The sequence below is a fragment of the Nocardia acididurans genome (assembly GCF_016741815.1).
In the GTDB taxonomy this organism is placed as follows: Bacteria; Actinomycetota; Actinomycetes; order Mycobacteriales; family Mycobacteriaceae; genus Nocardia; species Nocardia acididurans.
In genome coordinates this window covers 132,144-154,352 of record NZ_JAERRJ010000011.1, presented here as the reverse complement: position 1 = coordinate 154,352, position 22,209 = coordinate 132,144, and the positions used below count along the sequence as shown (strand labels likewise).

Sequence of the window (22,209 nt, the reverse complement as noted above, 5' to 3'; positions counted from 1 at the left end):
ACCCGCACGGGTTACACCCGCACCTGCCGAAGAGCCTCAGCGGTAAGGTCTTTCAGCGTCGGATAGCCGTCCACGGCCATGATCAGATCCGCCTCGGCGAGCAGTGAGCGCAGCACATGCACGATGCCGTCCACGCCGCCGAGGGCCAGACCGTAGGCGTAGGGCCGCCCGATGCCGACGGCCGAAGCGCCCAGGGCGAGCGCCTTGATGATGTCGGCGCCACTGCGCACGCCGGAATCGAAGAGCACCGGCACGCCCTGGGACGCCGCCACGACCTCCGGCAGCACATCGAGCGCGGGCAGTCCCCCATTGGCTTGGCGGCCACCGTGATTCGAGCAGTAGATGCCGTTCACACCCAGATCCACCGCCCGCCGAGCGTCATCGGGATGCTGGATGCCCTTCACGATCAGGGGCAGATCGGTGAGCGACCGCAGCCACGGCAGGTCGTCCCAGGTGAGCGGGTTTCCGAAGACACCGATCCACTTCAGCACCGCCATCTGCGGATCCTCTTCCGGCGACTTCGCCAGTCCCGCACGGAAAACCGGATCGCTGAAGTAGTTGGCCAGACAGTGGCCGCGCAGCTGCGGGAAATTGCCCGTGGACAGATCGCGCGGTCGCCACCCGGTGATCCAGGTGTCGAGCGTGACGACGATGCCCTTGTATCCGGCCCGCTCGGCGCGCTGCACCAGGCTGGCGGCCAGATCTCGATCGGTCGGCGTGTACAGCTGGAAAAACCCTGGCGTATCGCCGAATTCGGCCGCCACCTCCTCCAGCGGATCCACCATGAGCGTCGAGGCCACCATCGGCACCCCGGTCCGCGCCGCCGCCTTCGCCGTCGCCAGATCCCCGTGCCCGTCCTGCGCGCAGAGCCCGATCACACCGATGGGCGACAGGAAAACCGGTGCGGGCAGCCGCATTCCGAACAGCTCGGTCGAGAGATCCCGCTCCTTGGCGCCCACGAACATGCGCGGCACCAGCCCCCACTGCTCGAACGCCGTCACGTTGGCATCCTGCGTGCGCTCATCGCCCGCACCACCCGCGACATACGACCAGATCGAGGGCGGCATGGCGGCCTGCGCCCGCTCCTTCAACTCCGCGAAGGCCACCGGGTACGCGGGCACCACGCCCCGCAACCCGTTGAAGTAGATCTCGTTCTGGAAGTCGCCGAACGGCATGACTCGCACCTCCTGGTTTCCGGGGGTTCGGGAGCGTAGCCCCTGAGAGCCTCCCCTCGCGCGTGGAGGCACCCCGCCTCTCGCTAGAGTGCAGGATCAACCGATCACTCCCGAAGATTTGCAGGAAACGAGCACAGGAAGCCGCCGTGGTGCAGGATCATGCCGAACTGCTGAGCGAAGACGAACTGGTGCTCATCCACGCCCTGCAGCTCCGGCCCCGCGCCTCCTGGGCCGAACTCGGCCATGCCCTGGGCGTAGACCCCGTCACCGCGGCCCGGCGCTGGCAGCGGCTGCGCGCCCGCGACGAAGCCTGGGTCGGCATCTCCCCCGGCCCGAAACTCTTCGACCACCTCTGCGCCGCCTACCTGCACATCGATTGCACCGCGGGCCGAACCGGTTCCGTCGCACAGGAACTGGCGGAGCACCCGCATATGCTCACCATCGAGCGCGCCGCCGGCGCCCACCAGATCCTCGCCACCGTCGCCACCCGCGACCTGGCCGCCATGTCCCGCTACACCCTCGACATCCTGCCCGCCCTCCCCCACATCACCGGCGTCCATAGCCGCCTGATCACGCATATGTTCACCGAGGGCGGTGACTGGCGCATCGACGCCCTGGCCCCCGGTCAGCGCACCCGCCTCGCCGCCCCGCCCGCCGCACCCACTCCGCCCCGCGACCGCACCCGGGTCACCGACGCCGATCGCGCCCTGCTCGGCCTGCTGGCGCGGGACGGCCGCGCCACCCACGCCGCCCTGGCCGCCGCGCTGGGCGTCAGCGCCGCCACGGTGAAGCGCCGTATGGACGAACTGACCCGGCTCGGCCTGCTGCGCTTCCGCTGCGACTTCGCCCGCCCGCTCGGTGGGTGGCCGGTGGCGGTCACCTTCTGGGCGACCGCCCCCGCCGTCGATCTGCGGCGCATCGGCCACGCCCTGGTTGCCCTGCCGCAGACCCGCAACTGCGCCGCCGTCAGCGGCACCCACAACCTCGCACTCCAGGCCAGCCTGCATTCCGTGGCCGATGTGCTGCGCTTCGAAACCCAGCTCGCCACAGACCATCCCGAACTACGCATCACCGAGCGGGCCGTCACCCTGCGGCACGACAAACTGCTCGGCCGCGTGCTGGATCCGCTGGGCCGCTCACTCGCCGTCGTCGCGCCCGACGTCTGGAGCGACCCCGCCCGCTGACCGCCCGGGAGCCCACGCCGCGATCAGCACCGCTCCGGCCAGCGCGGCACTGCCCAGCGCGACCGACGACTGGTGGAACCCGTGCATGAAAGCCGCTTCGGCGAAATCCACCAGCGGCTGCCCCTGCGGCCCCGCCCGCTCGGCCACCTGCAGCGCGGCGGCCGCCGAATCCGAGACGGGTCCGCGCGCGGCCTCGGGAAGGTGTGGCAGGGCCGGGGCGATCCGGTCCGCGTACCCGGCCGCCAGCACACTGCCGCCGATCGCTATCCCCAGCGCAGCACCGACTTCCCGCGCGGCATCGTTCACGGCCGCCGCCACGCCGTGCTTCTCGACCGGTGTCCCCGCCACGATCGCCGCCGTGGCCGGGGCACTGCACAGTCCCATGCCGGTGCTCATGATCAGCAAGGCCCACAGCAGATTCCAGTAGCCGGAGGAGACCTCCAGCCGCGCCACCAGCAGCAGTCCGGCGCCGACGATCACCAGCCCACCGAACGTCACCACCCGCAACCCGAAACGCGTCGCGAGCCACGGCGAGAACAGCGACACCACCACCAGCGGCAGCACCATCGGCCCGATCGCCAGCGACGAGGCCAGCGGACCGAGCCCCACGATCAGTTGCAGGTACTGCACGAGCAGCATGAAAACGCCGAAGGTGACCAGGAATTGGACCATCAGCGACAGCGTGCCGCTTCCGAACCCACGATCCAGCAGCAGTCGCACATCCAGCAGCGGATGCGCGGCCCGCAGCTCGACCACGGTGAACGCCGCCGCGGCGGCCACACCGCCGGCCAACGCGCCGATCGTCCACGGCGACAACCACCCTCGCGTCGGCGCTTCCATGGCCGCCACCACGATCAGTCCCACTGCGGCCGCACCCGTCACCGCCCCCAGCACGTCGAAGGCGGGCCGCTCCCCGTCCACGGATTCCGACACGGTGCACCCGGCGGCCAGCAGCAGCGCACCGGCGACGGACATCCCGATGAACACGGTCTGCCAGGAATACCACTGCAGCAGCAGCCCGGACCCCAGAATGCCCAGCGCCCCACCGGATCCCGCGACTCCGGCCCACACGCCGACGGCCTGCCCGCGTCGATGCTCCGGGAAACTCGCGGTCAGCAGCGACAGTGTCGAGGGCATGACCAGGGCGGCGCCCACGCCCGACACGGCGCGCGCGCCGATCAGCCAGAGCGGACCGTCGACGATCAGCGGCACCAGCGAACCCGCGGTGAAGATGCTCAGCCCGACGATCAGCACCAGCCGCCGCCCGAGCCGGTCCCCCAGCGCACCGCCGGGCAGCACCAGACAGGCCAGCGCGAGCGTGTACCCGTCCACTACCCAGGTCAATTGCTGTTGTGTCGCACCGGTTTCGGCGGCGATCTGCGGCAGCGCCGAGTACAGCGCCGCCATGGCCGCGACCACCAGCGCAACCGCCAGGCAGGACACGGCGAGCATCCACCCCTGCGCGCGGGAGAGCCGCGATGCCGCGACCTGTTCGGTGGACACCATCGGACCTCCCGATGAAACGAAACCAAAGGTAGCGCAACGCTACCATCAGTATTGTTTGTAGAATAGAGTCCGTGCCCGACGACATCGACCCCCGGAAGCAGCGCTCGCGCACCCGCCTGCTCGATGCCGCCACCACCCTGCTGAAATCCGGTGGGGTGCAGGCGGTCACGATCGATGCGGTGACCCGGATGTCGAAGGTTGCCCGCACCACCCTGTACCGCAATTTCGAGAACTCCGCGGACCTGCTAACCGCGACCTTCGAGCGCCTGGTGCCGCCCGTCGAATCGCCGCCGCCGGGCGGGGAGCTCCGGGATCGGCTGATCGAACTGCTGGCCCGTCAATCCGCCCGAATCGACGAGGCCCCGCTCCAACTGGCCACGCTGGCCTGGCTGGCCATGAGCACCCAGCACCCCACCGATCAGTCACGCACCGTGGCCGACCTGCGCGAGCGGGTGATCGAGCACTACCGCGAACCCTTCGACCGGCTCCTGGACGAGGCCGAAATCCACGAGGAGCTGGGCGATTTCGACACCGGGCTCGCCATGGCGCAGCTCGTCGGGCCGATGGTGTTCGCCAAGCTGGCGGGGTTGCCCTCCATCACCCGCACCGAATGCGCACAGCTGGCGGACGATTGGCTGACCGCACGGCGCTCGAGCCGCGAAACCTGAAGCCAGGCAGAGCTATTCGGAATCCCTTTTGGCCCGCGCCCGGCGCTTGCCCTCGTGCATGGCCTGCACCCGGGCAACGGGAATGGTGTGACCGTGTTCGAGGAGATCGGCCGGAATCTTCTGCGCGGCGGGCATTTCCGCCGCCCACGGATCCCCGGCGCCGATCAGCCCCGGCACGGTGCGAATGGTGAAGTCCCGCAACTCGACCGAGCCCAGATCGGACCAGGCGACCGGATAGGACACGGTCGCCCCGGGCCGGATCCGCGGGCTGTAGGCGGCCACCACCGTGGTCCCGCCCGAGCGGGTGGAATCGAGAAAGATCTTGCCGCCCCGGTCTTCTCGAATGAACGCCGTGGTCGCCAGCTCCGGATCCAGCCGCTCCGCCCGCACCGCGATGGCGCGCGTGGCAGCGGCGGCATCCTCCATCGAATAGCCCTGCTCGATGGGGATGAAGATGTGCAGGCCCTTCGAACCGCTGGTCTTCACCGCTCCGGCGAGCCCGTCCGCGCGCAGGGCCTCGCGCACGAGTTCGGCGGCGCGCACCACCAGCCGGAAATCCTCCCCCGCCGGGGGATCCAGATCGATCACCAGATGTGTCTGCCCGAGTGCGTAATCCGCGAGCAGCAGCGGCACGTGGTATTCGATGGCCCGCTGATTCCCGAACCACAGCAGCGTCCGCACATCGTCGCAGAGCGCGTAGGTGACCTCGCGTTTGGAGGCATCCGCCCAGATGGCTACGCGCCGTACCCATTCCGGGGTGTACTTGGGCAGGTTCTTCTGCATGAACGGCTCCTGGCCGGGCCGCACCCGCACCACCGACAGCGGCCGGCCGCGCAGATGGGCCACCATCCGCTCCCCGACCGCCGCCAGATAGTCGATCAGATCCCGTTTGGTCGCGTCCGCGCCGTCGAACAGCGGGCCGTCCAGATTGGTCAGCTTGACGCCTTCGCGCAGTTCTTCACCGCCCATCGCCCAACCATACGTGCTCGCAGGCCCGCCACACCCGGGCCTCGTCGAGCAGCCTGGCCCGTACCCGGTCGACGTGCGGCCGGGCGGGTCCACCGACCCGCCGCGCCAGGAACACCGTGTTGATCGGCGCGTCCTCGGGATCCAGCAGGGTGACCACCCCGCCCGCGGCCAGCTCCCGCGCGCACAGGTAGCGCGGGAGCACGCTGATCCCGGCCCCGGCGACCACCGCGGCGAGCACCGCCCGCAGATCTCCGACCACCACCGCGGGCTCGGCCTCCAGCCGGGTCTCGAAGACGTGCCGCCAATACCGCCGCAGGATGGGCAGATCCGCCGCGTAGCTGACGATCGGGATACCGGCCAGCGCCGTGAGATCGTGGTCGCGCAGTCGCTCCCGATCGATCCGGGCAGCCACGGCAGGAGCCGCGACCAGCACGAATTCCTCATCGGCCAGCGGTTCGGCCAGCACGGTCCGTCCCCGCGGGCGGATCGTGGACACCACCAGATCCAGCTTGCCGACCCGCAGATCGGCCAGCAGATCATCGGCCAGCCCGGTGGCCACGGTGAGCCGGACGCCCTCGTCCACCAGTCCGGCCAGCGCCGGAAGTGTCAGCGCCGCAAGCATTTCGGCCGGACCGCCGAGGAGCACGGGCGGTTCGGCCACCGGCACGCCGTCGCTGCGCGCGCCACCGGTGACGGCGGCCAGACTGTCCAGCGGTCCCGCCACCCGCGCGGCCAGATCGTGTGCGGCGGGCGTCGGCGCGACCCCGCGCGGCAGCCGTTCGAACAGCGGCCCGCCGAGCTGCCGCTCCAGGGTCTGCAGCTGCGTCGTCACCGTCGGCTGCGACAGTCCGGCCTGCGCCGCACCCGCGGTGATCGAGCCCGCGCGGTAGACGGCCAGAAATGTGCGCAGCTGGGCCAGATCCATGGACCCATCGGCCTGCCTATAGCTCATATAGGCGATTCTATTGGTCATTCGATGACCGCGTCCCTAGCGTAGTCCCCGTGACGAACTGACGAATCGCATACGGAACGTCAGGCCGCCGAAGCATCCGACTCACGCGAGGAGCACACGATGGCGAAAATCCTGTTCGTCATGACCGGCGTCGACCACTGGACCCTGGCCGACGGCAGCAAGCACCCCACCGGCTACTGGGCCGAGGAGTTCGCCGCGCCGTACGAGGCGTTCCGGGCCGCGGGTCATGAGATCGTCGTCGCCACCCCCGGCGCGGCGGTCCCCACCGTCGACGGCGGCAGCCTGGCCCCCGACGTCAACGGCGGCCCCGCGGGCGCGGAGCGGATCGCCGCTCTGCTGAAGCGGGCCACCGAGCTCACCCACCCGATCCGGCTCGAGGACGTCGCGCTCACCGACTACGACGCCGTCTACTACCCCGGCGGCCACGGCCCCATGGAAGACCTTGCCGTGAACGCGGATTCGGGCCGGCTGCTCGATGCCGCCCTCGCCTCCGGCAAGCCGCTCGGCATCGTCTGCCATGCTCCCGCCGCCCTGCTCGCCACCGCCGACGCCGACGGCAGGTCCCCCTTCGCGGGCTACCGCGCCACCGGCTTCACCAATGCCGAGGAAACCCAGGCGGGTTTCGCCGACAAGGCGAAATGGCTGCTCCAGGACCGCCTGGTAGCGCTGGGCGTCGACTTCCGCGCGGGCGAGCCCTGGGCCCCGCACCTCGAGATCGACCGCAATCTCTACACCGGCCAGAACCCGGCTTCCTCGGCCCCGCTGGCGGCCGAACTCCTGAAAGCGTTGTGACCCAGCGCGATCCACTTCACCGGGAGACACCGTGAACCGCACCGCCGACGTCCTGGACGCGACCCTGCGCTGCCTGCGGCGCTACGGTGCGCGGCGCACCACCATGGACGACATCGCCGCCGAGATGGGCGTCTCCCGGTCCGCGGTCTATCAGTACGTCCGCAACAAGGACGATGCCGTGCGCAGGCTCGCCGACCGCCTGCACGATCAGGCTCTCGCGCACGCCCGCACGGCGGCGGCCTCCGACGCGCCGTTGCTCGACCGCGTGCACGGCATCCTCGCCGCCAAGGTCGAACTGGTGCGCGGCCCGTTCGCCGAATCCCCGCACGCCGCAGAACTTCTCGACGAGCAGGCCCGGGTCAGCGGCGATATCTGCCGCGCCTACACCGCCGACCTGCACGCCCTGCTCACCGCGACCCTCACCGGGGCGGTCCGCGACAGCCCCGCCGACGCTGCCCAGGTGCTGCTGGCCCTGGCCGTCGGACTGCTCGCCGCCGATCGCACCGACCTGTTGCGCCCGGCCACCGAGACCGTACTCACCGGCCTCACCCCCACATCCCCGAAACCCCTGGAGGACAACGACAATGACCGTCACCAGCCGTGAATGGCGTCTGATCGCCCGCCCCGTCGGCGAGCCGAAGACCACCGATTTCGAACTCGCCACCGTCACCGTCGCCGATCCCGGTCCGGGGCAGGTGCTGGTGCGCAACGACTGGCTGTCGGTGGATCCGTACATGCGCGGCCGCATGAACGACGTCGAGTCCTACATTCCGCCGTTCGTCCTGCGCGAGGCCATGACCGGCAGCGCCGTCGGCACCGTGATCGCCTCCGGTGATGCGCGAATCCCGGTGGGCGCGAACGTCTCCCACTTCGCGGGCTGGCGGGAGTACGCACTGTTGGACGCCGGCGCCGTACAGCTCGTGGACACCGCGCTCGCCCCCGCACAGGCCTACCTCGGCGTACTCGGCACCACCGGTCTGACCGCCTACGCGGGCCTCACCGAGGTCGCCCCCGTACGCGCGGGTGATGTCGTCTTCATCTCCGGCGCGGCGGGCGCGGTCGGCTCGGTCGCGGGCCAGATCGCCAAGCAGCTGGGCGCGTCCCGCGTCATCGGCTCCGCGGGCGGACCCGAGAAGACCGCCCGCCTGCTCGGCGAATTCGGGTTCGACGCCGCCATCGACTACCGGCAGGGCGATATCCACGCCCAGCTCGCCGCCGCCGCGCCGGACGGCATCGACGTCTACTTCGACAATGTCGGCGGCGATCACCTCGACGCCGCCATCGTCGCCATGAACCGCTTCGGCCGGATCGCACTGTGCGGGGCCATCTCCGTCTACAACGACATCGAACTCCCGGCGGGACCCCGCCACCTGCCGCTCGCGATCGGCAAGCGAATCACCCTGCGCGGCATGAATGTCAGCGATCACCTGCACCAGGCGCCCGAATGGATCGGCAAGGCGGCCGGGATGCTCGCCGAGGGCACGCTGCGCACCGAGGAGACCGTCGAGCACGGCATCGAGCGCGCCCTCGACGCTTTCGGGGCCATGATGAACGGCGCCAACACCGGAAAGATGCTGGTTCGTCTCCTGCACGTCTGACAATGGTCACCGGGTAGCGCTGGCCGAGTCCGCCCCTGCCGCGAGACAATTCGGGCTTACCGGTACGGGCCGAGCCATGTGGAGACAAGCGCTGTGACAACCCGAACTGTGCCCACCCGATACGGGCGCTACGTCGCCCTGGGCGACAGCCAGACCGAAGGCGTCGGCGACGGCGACGATCTCACCGGCCTGCGGGGCTGGGCGGATCGGCTCGCCGAACACCTGGCCCGCGCCAATCCGCGACTGGAGTACGCGAATCTGGCGGTGCGCGGCAAACTCGCCCGCCAGATCCGCGCCCAGCAACTCGATCCCGCGCTCGCGCTGCGCCCGGATTTCGCCACGGTGGTGGCGGGCATGAATGATCTGCTGCGGCCCACATTCGACGCCGACGAGGTGATCGAACACGTGGAGGCCATGTTCGCGGCGCTCACCGCGCAGGGCACGGCGGTGGCCACGCTGACATTTCCCGATGTGGCACGGGTCATTCCGATCACGCGGCCGATCCGCGGGCGGATCACCGCGTTCAACGCGCGGGTGCGGGCAGCGGCCGAGCGGCACGGGGTGCTGATCGCCGAGGTCGGGCATCATCCGGTGGTCGCCGATCCCCGGCTGTGGAGTCCGGATCGGCTGCACTGCAGTCCGCTCGGGCACGAGCGCATCGCCGATGCCTTCGCGCACGCGCTGGGCCTGCCCGGCAGCAACGACACCTGGACGCTGCCGCTGATTCCGGCGCTGCCCGATCGCGGCATCGTGGGAATGGCGCTGGCCGAGGTGAATTGGGTGGCGACCGCGTTGGTGCCGTGGGCCATGCACCGATTGCAGGGCAAGTCCTCGGGCGACCGGCGGGTTCCGAAACGCCCGCATCCGCTGCCGGTCGGGGACGTCATCTCGAGTTAGGTCCCGAATCCCTCGTGTCGCGCGGGCGGAAAGTCGCTGGTAACGGCATTATCTTCGACGTTCTCGCGCAATGCCATCGACTCATCGAGAGGGGTTTCGCCCGTGCACACCGGTTCGACGCGCTCCATCCGCACGGTAGTCCTGGCCACCGCTGTCCTGGGCCTGTGCGGCGCGGTCGCCGCGCCGTCGGCCTCGGCCGATTCGCAGCGGATCGTGCTGGACTATTCGAAAGGCAAGTGCAGCAAGACGACTCTGCTGGCACGCTCCGGCATGCCGACCACGCTGGAGATCACCACCTCGTCGAATTTCACCGACGACGCCAATTTCGACATGCCCTCGCACGGCACGCACACCGCGCTGCCCGACACCTATGTACCGGTGACCACCAAGGTGGACCTCGGTACGCCGGGGCCGGGGGTGCACCGGTTCAAGGTGACCGGCTCGCAGTGGCCGGGCAGCCTCGGCACCGGCTGTGAGGGCGTGCTGGTCATCGCCTGACCGGGAGGCCCGGAGCGCGGGCCTCCCCCGGCGCGGCTACCTGCCGTGGGCGCGAAGCTGATAGAGGCCCTCGGTCTCGGCCACGACGACGCCGTTGGCGTCCTTGACCACGGCCTTGAGCGTGAAGTCCGACTTGCCCTTCAGGTCGGCCTCCTCCGCGATCCGGGCGATCTCGTCCTCGGACAGCTCGGCCTCGGCCACCACATCGGTCTTGCCGGGCTTGCGGAAGAAGATGTGCAGGTCCTTGACCAGCGGGTAGTACTTCGCGGTGTCGAAGCTGGCAATGGCGATGGCACCGCCCAGGATCTCGGCCACGGTGAACAGCACACCGGCGTAGATGACGCCGAAGTGATTGCCGTTGCCCTCGGCCGGGACCTTGGCGGACGCGAAGCCGCGGCGTACCTCGACCGCCTCGACGCCCATCTTGTGCGCGATCGGGATGGTGTGTTCCAGGGCGCCGTTCACGATCACGTTCAACGGCGGGGTGGCGTCGTTCGCCATGCGGACCTCCTCGTCCAACTTACTGACAGCACGCCAATAGTGTCATACCCGTGGCCGCCGAGTGAATCCAGCCACATCCCGGCAAATCCACCGGCGGCCGGGCCTAGGGTACAACTTGTGTCTAAGACGTATTCATCCGCCGAGCGCGCCTATCGCGAGGTCAAGGAACGCATCCTGAGCGGGGAGATCCCCGGGGGCGAACTGATCAGCGAGGGCGAGATCGCCACCGCGCTCGGCACCTCCCGCACCCCGGTGCGGGAGGCCTTCCTCCGGTTGGAGACCGAGGGCTGGATGAAGCTCTACCCCAAACGCGGCGCACTGGTCGTACCGGTGCCCTCGCACGAGGCCGAGCACGTGACCCAGGCGCGGTACCTCGTCGAGACGGGCGCGGTGCGCGCCCTCGCGGGCGTCGATCGCACCGCGCTCATGGCACGGCTGCGCGCCCTGCTGGACCGCCAGCGCGACCTCGTGGCCACCGCCGACCTCGACGAATTCGCGGTCGTGGACGCCGATTTCCATCGCGAGTTCGTGATCGCCGCCGGAAACCCGCTGCTCGCAGGCTTTTACGACTCCCTGCGCGAACGCCAGCGGCGAATGAACAGCGACGCGCTGCGCCGGGGAGCCAAGGACGCCACCCGCATCATCGAACAGCACACGCGCCTGGCCGAACTCATCGAGGCCGGCGACAGCGACGGGTTCGCCACCGCCCTGGCCGAGCACCTGACCGACGTGCACGGCGTGGAATTGCGAGGACTGTGATGGCGACCCTGACCACCGCCGCCCCGGCGCGCGGGATCCGCGGCTCCACCGGAGCCTGGTGGGGCGTGGCCGCGGCGATGGTCGCGATCGCCTGGGGCGGAAACGAATTCACGCCGCTGCTGGTCATGTACAAGCGCGACGGCCTGCCCGTCACCACCGTGGACCTGCTGCTGTTCGAGTACGTGCTCGGCATCGTCCCGGCGCTGGTGATCGGCGGGCCGCTCTCCGACCGCTACGGGCGGCGGCCGCTCATGCGGCCCGCGCCGCTCGTCGCGGCGCTGGGTTCGCTGCTGCTGGCCTTCGGATCCGATTCCGTGCCGATGCTTTCCGCCGGGCGCGTGCTTTCCGGCGTCGCGCTGGGCCTGGCCATGGCGGTGGGCAGCAGCTGGCTCAAGGAGCTCTCGCAGCCGCCGTTCGCACCGGAAACCTTGCCCGGCACCGGGGCTCGCCGCTCGGCCATGTGCCTCACCGGCGGCTTCGCCATCGGCGCGGGCGTGGCGGGCGTGCTGGCGCAGTGGGCGCCCTGGCCGGACTCACTGTCCTACCTGATCAATGTCGCGCTGTGCCTGGCCGCCGCGGCGTGGGTGCTGCGCGCACCGGAAACCGCTGTGCCACAAGAGACCTCACAGCGACTACTGGACGATCTGAAGGTGCCCGCCGCCGGGCACCGGCGTTTCCTGATGGTGGCGCTGCCCATCGCGATCTGGCTGTTCACCTCCGCCGCAACGGCGTACGCCATTATGCCGACGCTCATGATGCCGCAGGTGCAGGGCGCGCCCATCGCGTTCTCGGCGCTGATCACCGTCATCACCCTGGGCTGCGGTTTCGGCATGCAGACCGTGGCGCGGCGCATCGACCGGCCCGGAACGGTGCGGATCGCCGCGCTCGGCGTGGCCCTGGTGATCGCCGGAATGGCCCTGGCCGCCACAGCTTCCGCCGCCCTGACGCTCTGGCTGACCATCGCCACCGCCGTGGTGCTGGGCGCGGGATTCGGCATCGGCCTGGTGGCCGGGCTACTCGAGATCGAGCGCATCGCCCGTCCCGACGACCTGGCCGGCCTGACCGCCGTCTTCTACGCGGTCGCCTACCTCGGCTTCGGCGTACCCGCCGTGATGGCCGTGCTGCACGACGGCCTCGGCCTGACCTACCCGATCATGTTCGCAGCCTTGGCGATTGCCGCCACGGCCAGCCTCACCGCGATCCTGCGAGTATCGAGAGTGGCTTCACCTCAGGTGGCGGTCGAAGAACGCGAAGATGCGTGACCAGGCGTCCTGCGCCGCATCCTCGCTGTAGCCCAGACCGGTCACCTTGATCACCGAGTCGCCGGGAAGCACATTGGCGAAGCCGTGCGTGACACCCGGATAGACCTTCACGTCATTGTCGATCCCGTACCCGTTCAGCACCCGTTCGAGTTTCGGGCCGCGCCCGACATTGATCGGATCGAGCGCACCGTAACTGGCCACCACCGGGCACGCGCCGCGCAGAATCTGCTCGTAATTCCCGCGCCCCGAGGGATAGAACGGCGCCGCCGCGTCGAACCCCTGGGGCGCTACCAGCAGTGCGAAACCGCCACCGAGGCAGAAGCCGACCACCGCGACCTTGCCGGTGCAGCGCTCGTCCGCCGCCAGATATTCGCGCGCCGCGTGAATATCGCGGGTGGTGACCCCTGCCCGGTTCGCCATGACATCCCGCAGGACGGTCGGCACACAGCGGACCCGGCCGCGGGAGAACAGATCCGGCGCGAGTGCGAGATAGCCCCGATCCGCGATCTTGCGGGCGACCCGCCGGGTATCGGCTCCGACACCGGTGATGTCGTGCAGGACGATCACCCCCGGCCACGGTCCATCCCCTCGCGGGGTTTCCTCGAAGGCGTCGATCGCCCCGTCGGGCGCGGTCAGTTCGATCGTGCTCATCGTTGAGCGTTCCCGTTCGTCCGAGACGCAGCCCCACCGCTGCTGGAATTATGGTAGCCCGTCTCAGACAATCAGTCAGGCCGCGCCGGACCGGAATTCGACGCGCCGGGCGCACAAAGGTTGCCACCGCCGCGCAGGCCGACGACAGTGCTTGCGGATCGTTCCTCGAACCGAAGGAGACAGTGGTGCGTTTCGGCATCTTCATCCCCCAGGGCTGGCGTCTGGACCTGGTCGGCATCGACCCGGCGGCACAGTGGGGCGTGATGCGCGACCTGGCCCAGCGCGCCGACGCCGACGCGGCATGGGAATCGCTGTGGGTCTACGACCACTTCCACACCGTCCCCATCCCCACCGACGAAGCCACCCACGAGGCGTGGACCCTGATGTCCGCCTTCGCCGCGACCACCTCGCGCATCCGCCTCGGCCAGATGTGCACCGCCATCAGCTACCGCAACCCCGCCTACCTGGCCAAGGTCGCCGCCACCGTGGACCTCATCTCCGGCGGCCGCGTCGAGATGGGCATCGGCGCGGGCTGGTACGAGCACGAATGGCGCGCCTACGGTTACGGTTTCCCGCGCGCCGGTGAACGCCTGGCCCGCCTCGACGAGGGCGTGCAGATCTTCAAACAGGCGTGGACCACCGGCACAGCCACCCTGGACGGCAAGCACTATCAGGTGGACGGCGCGATCGTGCGCCCACTTCCGCTGCAGGAGGGCGGAATTCCGATCTGGGTCGCGGGCGGCGGCGAGAAGGTGACGCTGCGCATCGCCGCGAAGTACGCGCAGTACACCAACTTCTCCCCCGACCCCGAGGAGTTCGCCCGCAAGTCCGAGCTGCTGCGCGCCCACTGCGCCGATGCCGGAACGGATTTCGACGCGATCACCCGCTCCGCCAACTTCAATACCGTGATCGGCGCCGGTGCGGCCGACCTGGAGGACCGGCTGACCGCCCTCGAGCAGCGCCTGACCCCCTACCTCGGCGCGGAGGCCGCCGCAACCCATGTGAAGGATCTGTTCCGCTCCAGCCCGGCGGTGGGCACCCCCGCGCAGGTGCTCGAAAACCTCACCCGCCTGCGCGATCTGGGGCTCGGCTACGGCATCTTCAACTTCCCCGAATCCGCGTACGACACCTCCGGCATCGAATTGTTCGAACGCGAGGTCATCCCCGCCCTCCGCTGACCGCGACACCGGGCTCGCACCGTAGAATCTGGGGGAATTCTGCGGCACAACCGATTCGAGCCCGAAACGGGGGGATCGTTGGTGAAGAGGATCGTGCATGCGGCCGGGCTGACGCTCGTCGCCGCCCTGCTGGCGACCGCCTGCTCCGGTGACGACGGAGCGGGCGAGGCCACCACCACCCGCTCCGCGCCCGCCGCGTCCGGCGCGTTCCTCGGCGAATGCGGCGGCCTCACCGACGACGAGGTCCGGCAGATCACCGGCTTCCCGAACCTGGTCGCCTACGCGCGCAACGGAATCAAATGCCGGTGGGAATCGCAGAGCGGCGAACTGCGGGTCATGTTCACCTGGTACCGCGGCAGCCCGATCGAACGCGAACGCACCGTGGCCAAGGTGTCCGGCAAGGATATGGGCGACCTCGAGATCGACGGCCACCCCGGCTTCACCGCCAACGACACCCAGCTCTGTCAGGGCGCGGTGCAGGACGGCGCGGACTTCTTCCACTGGCTGATCGCCGGTCCGGGCGCGGAACCCTGTGACGCCCTGCGTACCCTGGCCGGCCTCACCCTCGAACGGTCCCGCGGATGAGGGCCCGTCCGCTCGGCCTCGCCGCCCTCCTCGCGGCGAGCGCCCTCATCGGCGGCTGCTCCGCGAAGCTCCCGGACGCCTCCGACGGCACGAACGTATCGCCCTCCGCGGCAGCGCAATTCGACCGACTGCTGCGCGAATGCGAAACCGTCACCGAAACCCAGATCAAGGAGGCGGTAGGCGGCGACGGCTACCCGGAATCGTATTTCCATGGGGCGGTGTGCATGTGGAAGGTTCCCGCCACCGGCGGCATGGTCGACGTCACCTTCGCCTGGTTCGAGAACGGCTCCCTCGGCCACGAACAACAAACCGCCCGCGAACTCGGCTACGAACTCACCCCCATGACGGTGCAGGGGGCGACGGCCTTCTCCCAGCGCCGCCCCGGCACCCCACCCGCCTGCGGTGTCGCCGCCGCCTGGGACGGCGCCATCACCTGGTGGGTCCAGGGCACCGCCGATCCCTGCGAAACCGCCCGCACCCTCATGGAATTCACCCTGGAACGCACCGTCTGATCAGCCCAGCCACGCGCCGACCGCGACGAAGGCGCAGGTGAGCACGAGCAGCATGCCCATGAGCGGGGCGACGAAGCGGACGTAGCGGTCGTAGCGCACCTTGGCCAGGGCGATGCCGCCGGTGACCACGGCGGTGGTAGGGGTGACCAGGTTCGCCCAGCCGGAGGCGGACTGCCAGGCCGTAACCACCAGGGAGCGGGGCACATTCGCGAAATCGGCGAGGGGGGCCATGATCGGCATGGCGAGGGTGGCGTGGCCGGAGGTGGACGGGATGAGGAAGGCGAGGGGGATGTTCACCAGGTAGACGGCGATGGCGAAACCGGCCGAGGAGGTGCCGGTGACCAGACCCTCCAGGGCGTGCAGCACCGTGCTGGTGATGTCGGTGTTGTTCATGATGACGGTGACGCCGCGGGCCAGCACGATGACGAAGCCCGCGCCCACGAAATCACCGAAGCCCTTGCCGATGGCCTCGGACATGCGGCCTTCACCGAGTCCGCCGACCAGGCCGATGAACACCGCGCCGAACAGGAACAGGGCGGTGAGTTCCGGGAAGTACCAGCCCAGCTCCCAGGTGTAGGGCCGCGCCTCGGGGCCCTCGAGGACCTCGGACCACGGGATGATGGCGAAGATCATGAAGGCGAAGGTCGCGCCGACCAGCCACAGCACCAGGGATTGGCGGCGGGTGAGCGGATCCGGTTCGTGGTCTTCGGCTTTCACGTCGCGGTCACCGGGCTGCCAGCCGGACAGCGAGCGGTCCGGGTCGGCTTTGACGCGGCGGGCGTACCAGAGCACATAGGCGACCGTGACCGCCGTGCAGACGATGAGCATGGCCACGCGCAGCACGATGCCGTCGCCGATGGGTATGCCCGCCGCCGAGGAGGCGGTGCCGGTGGCGAACGGGTCCACGGTGGCGCACATGACGCCCACGCCCGCGCCCAGGATGATGGTGCCCACCGCCGTCATCCGGTCGTAGCCGAGCGCCAGGGTCAGCGGGACCAGCAGGGCGTAGAAGCCGAGGGTCTCCTCCGCGAAGCCCTCGATCGTGCCGGCCGTCGCGAACACCACCATGATGCCGACGATCAGCAGTGCCGACCGATTGCGCAGCCGATAGGCCAGCCGGCCGATGCCGCTGTCGAGCGCACCCGTGGCGAAGGCGACGGTGATGAACGCGCCCACCGCCAGCACGAACAGGAAAACCGCTGCCGCGCCGTACAATTCGCCGGACAGATCCGGTCCTACCCGCCCCTTGTCATCCTGGATGCCGTAGAGGCCGTTGACCGGGGCCAGGAACAGATCCCGCAGCCGCTCGCCGAAGCTCTGGGTCTCCACCAGCCGGTGATAGGTCCCCGCGATGGGCCGCCCGTCCGCATCGGTGTCGTAGCGGCCCGGCGGAATCACGAAGGCGGCCAGCCACACCAGCAGCGTGACCCCGAACAGGATCGTGTAGGTGGACGGAAACGACCATTTCCGTTCGGGTTTCGTCGATTCGGTTTTCGGCGCCTGCGTGGGTTCCGCTGCCTTGGCGTCGCTCAACTGCGCATCCTGTCCGCGAAGAGTTGGAAGAATTCGGCCTCGGCGAGCGCGGTGGCGGCGAGTTCGCTCACCAGCACGCGCTCGTTGTAGCCGTGGATATTGGCCTTGCCGTCCTCCGCGCCGAGCATGAGCACCTCCGCGCCCGGATTGGCCTGTGCCATGGCGTTGGTCAGCGGGATGGAGCCGCCCATGGCGGAATCCACCACATCCGCACCCCAGGCCTTGGCCATGGCCTCGCGCATGGCGGCGTAGGCGGGACCGCTTGTGCCGGCGGCGAATCCGGACCCGACATCGCCGCCGGTGACGGTCAGCTCGATACCGAAGGGCCGCACCTTGCGCAGGTGCTCGATCACCGCCTGCTGCCCCTGCGCCGGATCCTGCTCGGGATGCACCCGCACGTTCAGATAGGCCCGCGCGTACGGAACCACCGCGGAGGCAGCGGTTTTCACCGGCGGGGCGTCCAGCCCGATGATCGTGATCGCGGGCCCGTACCAGATGCGCTCCCCGATCGGCCCGCTGCCCAGCAGCGGCATTCCCGGTGCCATCCCCGTGATTTCGGCGAACTCGGCGTCGGTGTAGTTCGCCCCCGCCCATTTGTCCCGGCGCAATCCCCGCACCGCCACATCGCCTTTGGCATCGTGCAGGGTGGCCAGCCCCGCCATCAGCGCCAGCAGCGCGTCGGGGGCCGCGCCGCCGAACTGCCCCGAGTGCACCGGCGCGGCCAGCGTCCGCACCTCCACGAACACATCCGCCACCCCGCGCAGGGCGGTCACCAGTGTGGGCGTGCCCGCCCGGATATTGCCCGCGTCGCAGATGAGCAGCGCGTCGGCCTGGAACAGGTCCGGATGCTCGGCCGGATAGTCGTCGAAGGCCGAGCCGTATTCCTCCTGCCCCTCGATCACGATGGTCACCCCGACCGGCGGCTTCCCGCCGTAGGCCCGCAGCGCCCCGATATGGGCGACCACATTGGCCTTGCAGTCCGCCGCGCCGCGCCCGTAGATCGCGCCGTCCTGCTCCGTGGGCGTGAACGGCGGTGTGTTCCACAGACTTTCGTCCCCCGACGGCTGCACGTCGTAGTGCCCGTACAGCAGCACGGTGGGCGCGCCCTCCGGAGCCGGGATCCGGCCGTAGATCACCGGCGCGGTCTCCGGCAGGGTCAAAACCTGAAGGTCGGCTACGCCGGATTTGCGCAACTCATCAGCAACAAGATCGTGCGCCCGCTGCACATGCTCCCTCGGATAATCCGGGAAGGCGATCGAGGGTATGGAAACCAGCTGCTCGAGCAGTGCTTTCAGCTCGGGTAGCAGCCCATCGACAGTGCCACGCAGATCCTGGCGCAGAGACATAGCCCCATCGAACCACCTCGCACCAAGAAATCAGCGAATCTTCAGCGATCCTTTATGCAACGGACATGGACAGCGTCCGCAACAGGACGCCGGCCGCCGCGGCCCCGTACGCCCGGCTGGCCGCGTGCGGACGCGCGGAGGGATAGTTCGACCGATGCGTGACGATCACCCCGTCGCCCACGACCACGGTGGCGTTCGCGACGGTGGCGACGGTATTGCCGCCCGCCTTGGCGGTGAGGTCCACGACCACCGAACCGGCGGCGAGCGCGCCGAGCCCGGCCCGGTCCAACAGCACCGGAGCCCGGCCCCCGCGCCCGGCGGCACAGATGACCAGGTGCGGACGCAGTCCGGCGATGACCTCGGCCAAGGCCCGGGGCTCCGGATTCGCGAGATACCCCGCCGCCCCGCATCCGGTGGCGGCCCGCTCCCGCTCCGCCCTGCGTCCGACCACGAGCGGCGGGTCGTCCCCGGCCGCCACGGCCGCCGTCACCGCCGCCAACCCGGCCTGCCCGCACCCCAGCACCAGCGAACGGATCCGGCCGCGCGCCGCGAGCAACGCCCGGCCCTCCGCGTAGGCGACCTCGCCCGCGATCCGGCTCATGGCCGACAGCGGGTCCGAGGTGCCCGGCGAAATCTGTTCGAACGCAATGGTTTCGACGCCACGAGCCCGCAGGCGCTCGATCCGGTCCGCCCGCTGCACCGGATCCTGGAAGCCGAACAGCCTCGCCGAATCGCGCAGCGGCATCGAATCCAGTTCGTAGACAGGCGGTTTCACCCACACCACCGCAGCCGACGCCGCGAAGACGGCCGCGGCGTCGGGCAGCACCCGCGCGCCCGCGCGCCGATAGGCGGCGTCGGCGAAGTCGGCTCGGTGGCCCGCCGTCTGCTCGACGACCACCCGCAGGCCGTGCGCCGACAGCATGGCCGCGTCGGCGGGCGTGAGAGCGACGCGGCGTTCGCCCGCCGCCGTCTCCCTGGGCACGCCGACGATCACGAGGCCACCGCCATGGCCGGAATCTCCCTCTCCAGCAGGGCATTCGGATAGGTCATACCGCCGCGCAAGCGGTCGAGCAGATGATCGAGGCGGTCGAAGAGCTCCGCCAGCAGATGTGGTTGTTCCGCGCCCGCGGCCAGACGCGGTGCGACCACATTGAATCGCACGCCCAGGCGCGCGGATCCGGTGCGATCGAGTCCGACGGTGTCGATGCCCGCCACGGTCAGCAGCAGGTCCTCGAGTTCGGAACCGGTGCGCACACCCGCCGCGGCCAGGAGGTCGGCGTCGAAGTCGACGGTGAGGAACATGCCGTCCGAACTGCCCAGCGGGCGAAGCAGATTCGCACCGTGGCGGGCGTTGACCCCGTGCAGCAGTTCGACCGCCCGCACCACTCGCGCGCGCAGCAGCCTCCGGTTGGCGGCCAGGTATTCCTCGGAGGTGTGCTCGAGGACCGCGCGCACCAGATGCGTCGTCTCCCGTTGGAACGCCACCCGCAGCCGATCCCGGACCGACTCCAGCCACCGGGCGTCGCCGCTGCACGCCGCGCCCAGCTTGCACGGCCCGAATGCGTTGTACGCCTTGGAGTTCCCGGTGATGGTGAGCACCCGATCGTGCAGCCGGACCGGACCGTCGGCCGTGGGCACGGTGATCGCCGCGATCGGCACATGGCCCTCGACCAGCAGATCGAAGGACATATCGCAGATGACCGGAACCCCGGCCCGCACCAGCACCCGGCCGATCTCGGTCAGCTCGCCCACGGTGTAGTCCCCGACGACCGGATTGCCCGGCAGGGTCAGCATCACCCCGCACAGGGTGCCCTGGCGCGCGTATTCGTCCAGGCACAGCTCCAGCGCCTTGGGATCGATCTTGAACTCGTCGTCGCCGGTCGCGGGGCTGGACACCATGCGCAGCCCGTACTTGGCCACGTGCACGCTGGCGCTCTTGTAGTAGCCCTCCGGGCAGACCAGCACCCCGCCCGGCCGGGCCAGTGTCGCGACGGCCTCCTCCAGCAGCACGGTGCTGGAGTACGGGCACACGATGATCTCGTCCACCGTGAGCGGCACGCCGGGCAGCTCGCACCCCGGATCGACGACTCGCCGAAACAGCGTGTCCGCGGCGAGGGTTCGCAGAATCAACGGCTGCCGCTTGTCGTACAGGCGGCCGTCGCGATACTCCTCCGGCAGGGTCCGCGCGGTGAGTTCGAGCCAGGCCGCGTTCAGCGCGGTGGTCGCCGCCGCGTCCATGGGCAATCCGGTCTCACCGTGATAGGCGTCGATGACACCCTGATACCCGCGACCGGCCGTGCCCGGGAACCACGGATCCGGTCCGAGGAATCCGCGGGCGAACTTCTTGCGCTCGTCCGAGCGATTCGCCAGGCTTACCGGGTCCGGCAAGCTCAGCAGCCCCGAACGGTCGGTCACCGGCGTGCGCCTTCGACGGGCGACTCCCCGGCCCGCGCCCATGCCTGCCGCAGTGCGGCCCGGAACCCGTTCCGGCAGTCGTCCTGCGCGAGACTGTGATACCGCGTCAGGCTCGCATCCGCGATGACGTCGTTGACCGCGATGGCCATTCCGGCGCTCCTGAGTTTGTAAAGTTGCTCGAATCGTCGGATCGCGAACTGGATGTCGTGCTTGAGCGACGAGAATCTGGTCACGATCCGCTCCCGGCGGGAGTAGGCGTATTCGCCCGTCGCGACATAACTCTCGTCCACGACGAGCATGCTCTGCGCATTGGGGGCCAACTCGCGCGGAACGAGCACGGTCTCCACCCCGGTGCGCGCCTGCTGCCAGAGCTTGTCCTCGTAGGGGAACACATCGTCGATCTTGTCGATGACATAGAGTCGGCGCACCTCGACGGCGTCACCGGCCAGTTGCAGGATGCGCTCGTGATAGTCGTCGCCGACATCGCCGCTGATGGTGCCCAGGTCGGCGGTGTGGATGGCGCACACGGAATCCCGCGCCCGGCCCAGCACGGTGAGCCAGTCGTGGATAGTGTTCCACTCCCACACCTGGGCGCTGCCCGACGGGATCTGGGTGAGCACCTCCTCGGCGCGCTCGAGCTGCCGTTCGGCGATCTCGCGCAGGGGTTCCACGGTGTCGCGTGCCGAGGCCGCGTCGACCAGGCTCTGGGCGATGTCGAGCACGCGCTCGACCGTCTGCGGATCCTTGCCGAGCAGGATATTGAAGCGCATCCGCAGATCGCTGCCCACGTCACCGGCCTCCTGACCGGTCAGCAACTGCTCACCGAGGGCGGCGCTGAGTCGTTCCCGCAGCGCGAGAGGCGGTATCCGCTTGCCGTTTTCGATCTGCTGCACGAGGCTGCGCGAGACCGCGACCAGGTCGGCCAGCTGCTGCTGGGTGAGGTCGCGATCTTTGCGGAGTCTGCGGACGCGCTCACCGACCGGCTCGCCGTCCGAGGCCGAGCGCGACATAGTGCGTCTCCCCTCTTGTTTGTGCAGTGGTACGACCACAAGGTGTCATGCGGCACCCATACTAAGCACGATGTGTCAAGCATGCCAGGGACTGGAAAGAGTTTTCCGATCGTGGCTTGCGGGGGCCTCGAATCCACTGCCCTGTAAGAGAAAACTGCCCCTCTCGCAGTATTCATACGGCATGCATCAGCTACTCC

Annotated in this window: 23 protein-coding genes; 12 read left to right on the top strand and 11 right to left on the bottom strand. The window is 69.5% G+C overall.

The window, feature by feature from the left end; translation table 11 throughout:
- Positions 1–11: 11 nt before the first annotated feature.
- Complete coding sequence (locus JK358_RS27900) at positions 12–1,175, bottom strand: lactate 2-monooxygenase (protein WP_201953185.1); 1,164 nt, start codon at positions 1,173–1,175, stop codon at positions 12–14.
- A 146-nt stretch (positions 1,176–1,321) separates the two neighbouring features.
- On the opposite strand from JK358_RS27900, the gene JK358_RS27895 reads away from it, so the two are divergent.
- Positions 1,322–2,359, top strand: coding sequence for an Lrp/AsnC family transcriptional regulator (locus tag JK358_RS27895; protein ID WP_201953183.1), 1,038 nt, complete (start codon positions 1,322–1,324; stop codon positions 2,357–2,359).
- Here JK358_RS27895 and JK358_RS27890 read toward each other — a convergent pair.
- The gene (locus JK358_RS27890) at positions 2,312–3,865 is read right to left on the bottom strand and encodes an MFS transporter (protein ID WP_201953181.1); all 1,554 of its coding nucleotides are present in this window, start codon (positions 3,863–3,865) and stop codon (positions 2,312–2,314) included. The two genes, JK358_RS27895 and JK358_RS27890, sit on opposite strands and share 48 nt — an antisense overlap.
- A gap of 71 nt (positions 3,866–3,936) precedes the next feature.
- Between JK358_RS27890 and JK358_RS27885 the strand changes: the two genes are divergently transcribed.
- On the top strand, positions 3,937–4,533 hold the full coding sequence (locus JK358_RS27885; protein ID WP_307817772.1) for a TetR/AcrR family transcriptional regulator: 597 nt from the start codon (positions 3,937–3,939) through the stop codon (positions 4,531–4,533).
- Between the two features lie 12 nt (positions 4,534–4,545).
- Here JK358_RS27885 and ligD read toward each other — a convergent pair whose 3' ends face one another.
- Together ligD and JK358_RS27875 are read right to left on the bottom strand one after the other, a co-directional pair.
- Positions 4,546–5,502, bottom strand: a complete 957-nt coding sequence (gene ligD / locus JK358_RS27880) for a non-homologous end-joining DNA ligase (RefSeq protein WP_201953179.1) — start codon at positions 5,500–5,502, stop codon at positions 4,546–4,548.
- On the bottom strand, positions 5,492–6,454 hold the full coding sequence (locus tag JK358_RS27875) for a LysR family transcriptional regulator (RefSeq protein WP_232852013.1): 963 nt from the start codon (positions 6,452–6,454) through the stop codon (positions 5,492–5,494). Before JK358_RS27875 ends, ligD begins: the two co-directional genes overlap by 11 nt.
- Before the next feature lie 120 nt (positions 6,455–6,574).
- Between JK358_RS27875 and JK358_RS27870 the strand changes: the two genes are divergently transcribed.
- The 5 genes from JK358_RS27870 (at position 6,575) to JK358_RS27850 (ending at position 10,260) form a co-directional block, all read left to right on the top strand.
- Positions 6,575–7,267: a type 1 glutamine amidotransferase domain-containing protein gene (locus JK358_RS27870; RefSeq protein ID WP_201953177.1), complete on the top strand. Its 693-nt coding sequence runs from the start codon at positions 6,575–6,577 to the stop codon at positions 7,265–7,267.
- A 31-nt stretch (positions 7,268–7,298) separates the two neighbouring features.
- A complete protein-coding gene (locus JK358_RS27865) occupies positions 7,299–7,871 on the top strand; it encodes a TetR/AcrR family transcriptional regulator (protein ID WP_201953174.1) in 573 nt (190 codons plus the stop codon).
- Complete coding sequence (locus JK358_RS27860) at positions 7,852–8,865, top strand: NADP-dependent oxidoreductase (RefSeq protein WP_201953171.1); 1,014 nt, start codon at positions 7,852–7,854, stop codon at positions 8,863–8,865. Before JK358_RS27865 ends, JK358_RS27860 begins: the two co-directional genes overlap by 20 nt.
- A gap of 93 nt (positions 8,866–8,958) precedes the next feature.
- Positions 8,959–9,762 (top strand): SGNH/GDSL hydrolase family protein, encoded by an 804-nt coding sequence (locus JK358_RS27855; protein WP_307817771.1) that lies wholly within the window; start codon positions 8,959–8,961, stop codon positions 9,760–9,762.
- 102 nt (positions 9,763–9,864) lie between these two features.
- Positions 9,865–10,260: a hypothetical protein gene (locus tag JK358_RS27850; RefSeq protein WP_201953168.1), complete on the top strand. Its 396-nt coding sequence runs from the start codon at positions 9,865–9,867 to the stop codon at positions 10,258–10,260.
- 36 nt (positions 10,261–10,296) lie between these two features.
- Here the strand turns inward: JK358_RS27850 and JK358_RS27845 are convergent, their stop codons facing one another.
- Positions 10,297–10,761: a PaaI family thioesterase gene (locus JK358_RS27845; RefSeq protein WP_201953164.1), complete on the bottom strand. Its 465-nt coding sequence runs from the start codon at positions 10,759–10,761 to the stop codon at positions 10,297–10,299.
- 117 nt (positions 10,762–10,878) lie between these two features.
- On the opposite strand from JK358_RS27845, the gene JK358_RS27840 reads away from it, so the two are divergent.
- Both JK358_RS27840 and JK358_RS27835 read left to right on the top strand, forming a co-directional pair.
- Positions 10,879–11,520, top strand: a complete 642-nt coding sequence (locus JK358_RS27840) for a GntR family transcriptional regulator (RefSeq protein ID WP_201953162.1) — start codon at positions 10,879–10,881, stop codon at positions 11,518–11,520.
- On the top strand, positions 11,520–12,782 hold the full coding sequence (locus tag JK358_RS27835; RefSeq protein WP_201953159.1) for an MFS transporter: 1,263 nt from the start codon (positions 11,520–11,522) through the stop codon (positions 12,780–12,782). Before JK358_RS27840 ends, JK358_RS27835 begins: the two co-directional genes overlap by 1 nt.
- Here the strand turns inward: JK358_RS27835 and JK358_RS27830 are convergent.
- Complete coding sequence (locus JK358_RS27830; protein WP_201953156.1) at positions 12,744–13,433, bottom strand: dienelactone hydrolase family protein; 690 nt, start codon at positions 13,431–13,433, stop codon at positions 12,744–12,746. The two genes, JK358_RS27835 and JK358_RS27830, sit on opposite strands and share 39 nt — an antisense overlap.
- A gap of 185 nt (positions 13,434–13,618) precedes the next feature.
- Between JK358_RS27830 and JK358_RS27825 the strand changes: the two genes are divergently transcribed.
- The 3 genes from JK358_RS27825 (at position 13,619) to JK358_RS27815 (ending at position 15,708) form a co-directional block, all read left to right on the top strand.
- Positions 13,619–14,611 (top strand): LLM class F420-dependent oxidoreductase, encoded by a 993-nt coding sequence (locus tag JK358_RS27825; protein ID WP_201953153.1) that lies wholly within the window; start codon positions 13,619–13,621, stop codon positions 14,609–14,611.
- 81 nt (positions 14,612–14,692) lie between these two features.
- Positions 14,693–15,196, top strand: coding sequence for a DUF3558 domain-containing protein (locus JK358_RS27820; RefSeq protein WP_201953149.1), 504 nt, complete (start codon positions 14,693–14,695; stop codon positions 15,194–15,196).
- On the top strand, positions 15,193–15,708 hold the full coding sequence (locus tag JK358_RS27815) for a DUF3558 domain-containing protein (RefSeq protein ID WP_201953146.1): 516 nt from the start codon (positions 15,193–15,195) through the stop codon (positions 15,706–15,708). Before JK358_RS27820 ends, JK358_RS27815 begins: the two co-directional genes overlap by 4 nt.
- Here JK358_RS27815 and JK358_RS27810 read toward each other — a convergent pair whose 3' ends face one another.
- Genes JK358_RS27810 through JK358_RS27790 form a run of 5 tightly spaced genes read right to left on the bottom strand, consistent with a single transcriptional unit; the run spans position 15,709 to position 22,012 of the window.
- Positions 15,709–17,241: a YfcC family protein gene (locus JK358_RS27810; protein ID WP_201953142.1), complete on the bottom strand. Its 1,533-nt coding sequence runs from the start codon at positions 17,239–17,241 to the stop codon at positions 15,709–15,711. It lies immediately after the preceding gene.
- Positions 17,238–18,587 carry a M20/M25/M40 family metallo-hydrolase gene (locus JK358_RS27805; RefSeq protein WP_201953139.1) on the bottom strand — a complete coding sequence of 450 codons (1,350 nt, stop codon included), beginning with the start codon at positions 18,585–18,587 and terminating at the stop codon, positions 17,238–17,240. The genes JK358_RS27810 and JK358_RS27805 overlap by 4 nt, the downstream gene beginning before the upstream one ends.
- A 52-nt stretch (positions 18,588–18,639) precedes the next feature.
- Positions 18,640–19,581, bottom strand: a complete 942-nt coding sequence (locus tag JK358_RS40445; RefSeq protein ID WP_201953137.1) for a Rossmann-fold NAD(P)-binding domain-containing protein — start codon at positions 19,579–19,581, stop codon at positions 18,640–18,642.
- Positions 19,578–21,002: an aminotransferase class I/II-fold pyridoxal phosphate-dependent enzyme gene (locus tag JK358_RS27795; protein ID WP_201953134.1), complete on the bottom strand. Its 1,425-nt coding sequence runs from the start codon at positions 21,000–21,002 to the stop codon at positions 19,578–19,580. Before JK358_RS27795 ends, JK358_RS40445 begins: the two co-directional genes overlap by 4 nt.
- Positions 20,999–22,012, bottom strand: a complete 1,014-nt coding sequence (locus JK358_RS27790; RefSeq protein ID WP_201953131.1) for a helix-turn-helix domain-containing protein — start codon at positions 22,010–22,012, stop codon at positions 20,999–21,001. Before JK358_RS27790 ends, JK358_RS27795 begins: the two co-directional genes overlap by 4 nt.
- Positions 22,013–22,209: the final 197 nt, after the last annotated feature.

What these genes read in the sequence shown, in the direction of transcription:
- JK358_RS27890 (WP_201953181.1), bottom strand. Translation starts at nt 3,865, where the DNA reads ATGGTGTCCACCGAACAGGTCGCGGCATCGCGGCTCTCCCGCGCGCAG.
- JK358_RS27790 (WP_201953131.1), bottom strand. Translation starts at nt 22,012, where the DNA reads ATGTCGCGCTCGGCCTCGGACGGCGAGCCGGTCGGTGAGCGCGTCCGC.
- JK358_RS27870 (WP_201953177.1), top strand. Translation starts at nt 6,575, where the DNA reads ATGGCGAAAATCCTGTTCGTCATGACCGGCGTCGACCACTGGACCCTG.
- JK358_RS27900 (WP_201953185.1), bottom strand. Translation starts at nt 1,175, where the DNA reads ATGCCGTTCGGCGACTTCCAGAACGAGATCTACTTCAACGGGTTGCGG.
- JK358_RS27815 (WP_201953146.1), top strand. Translation starts at nt 15,193, where the DNA reads ATGAGGGCCCGTCCGCTCGGCCTCGCCGCCCTCCTCGCGGCGAGCGCC.
- ligD (WP_201953179.1), bottom strand. Translation starts at nt 5,502, where the DNA reads ATGGGCGGTGAAGAACTGCGCGAAGGCGTCAAGCTGACCAATCTGGAC.
- JK358_RS27805 (WP_201953139.1), bottom strand. Translation starts at nt 18,587, where the DNA reads ATGTCTCTGCGCCAGGATCTGCGTGGCACTGTCGATGGGCTGCTACCC.
- JK358_RS27835 (WP_201953159.1), top strand. Translation starts at nt 11,520, where the DNA reads ATGGCGACCCTGACCACCGCCGCCCCGGCGCGCGGGATCCGCGGCTCC.
- JK358_RS27875 (WP_232852013.1), bottom strand. Translation starts at nt 6,454, where the DNA reads ATGAGCTATAGGCAGGCCGATGGGTCCATGGATCTGGCCCAGCTGCGC.
- JK358_RS27845 (WP_201953164.1), bottom strand. Translation starts at nt 10,761, where the DNA reads ATGGCGAACGACGCCACCCCGCCGTTGAACGTGATCGTGAACGGCGCC.
- JK358_RS27860 (WP_201953171.1), top strand. Translation starts at nt 7,852, where the DNA reads ATGACCGTCACCAGCCGTGAATGGCGTCTGATCGCCCGCCCCGTCGGC.
- JK358_RS27830 (WP_201953156.1), bottom strand. Translation starts at nt 13,433, where the DNA reads ATGAGCACGATCGAACTGACCGCGCCCGACGGGGCGATCGACGCCTTC.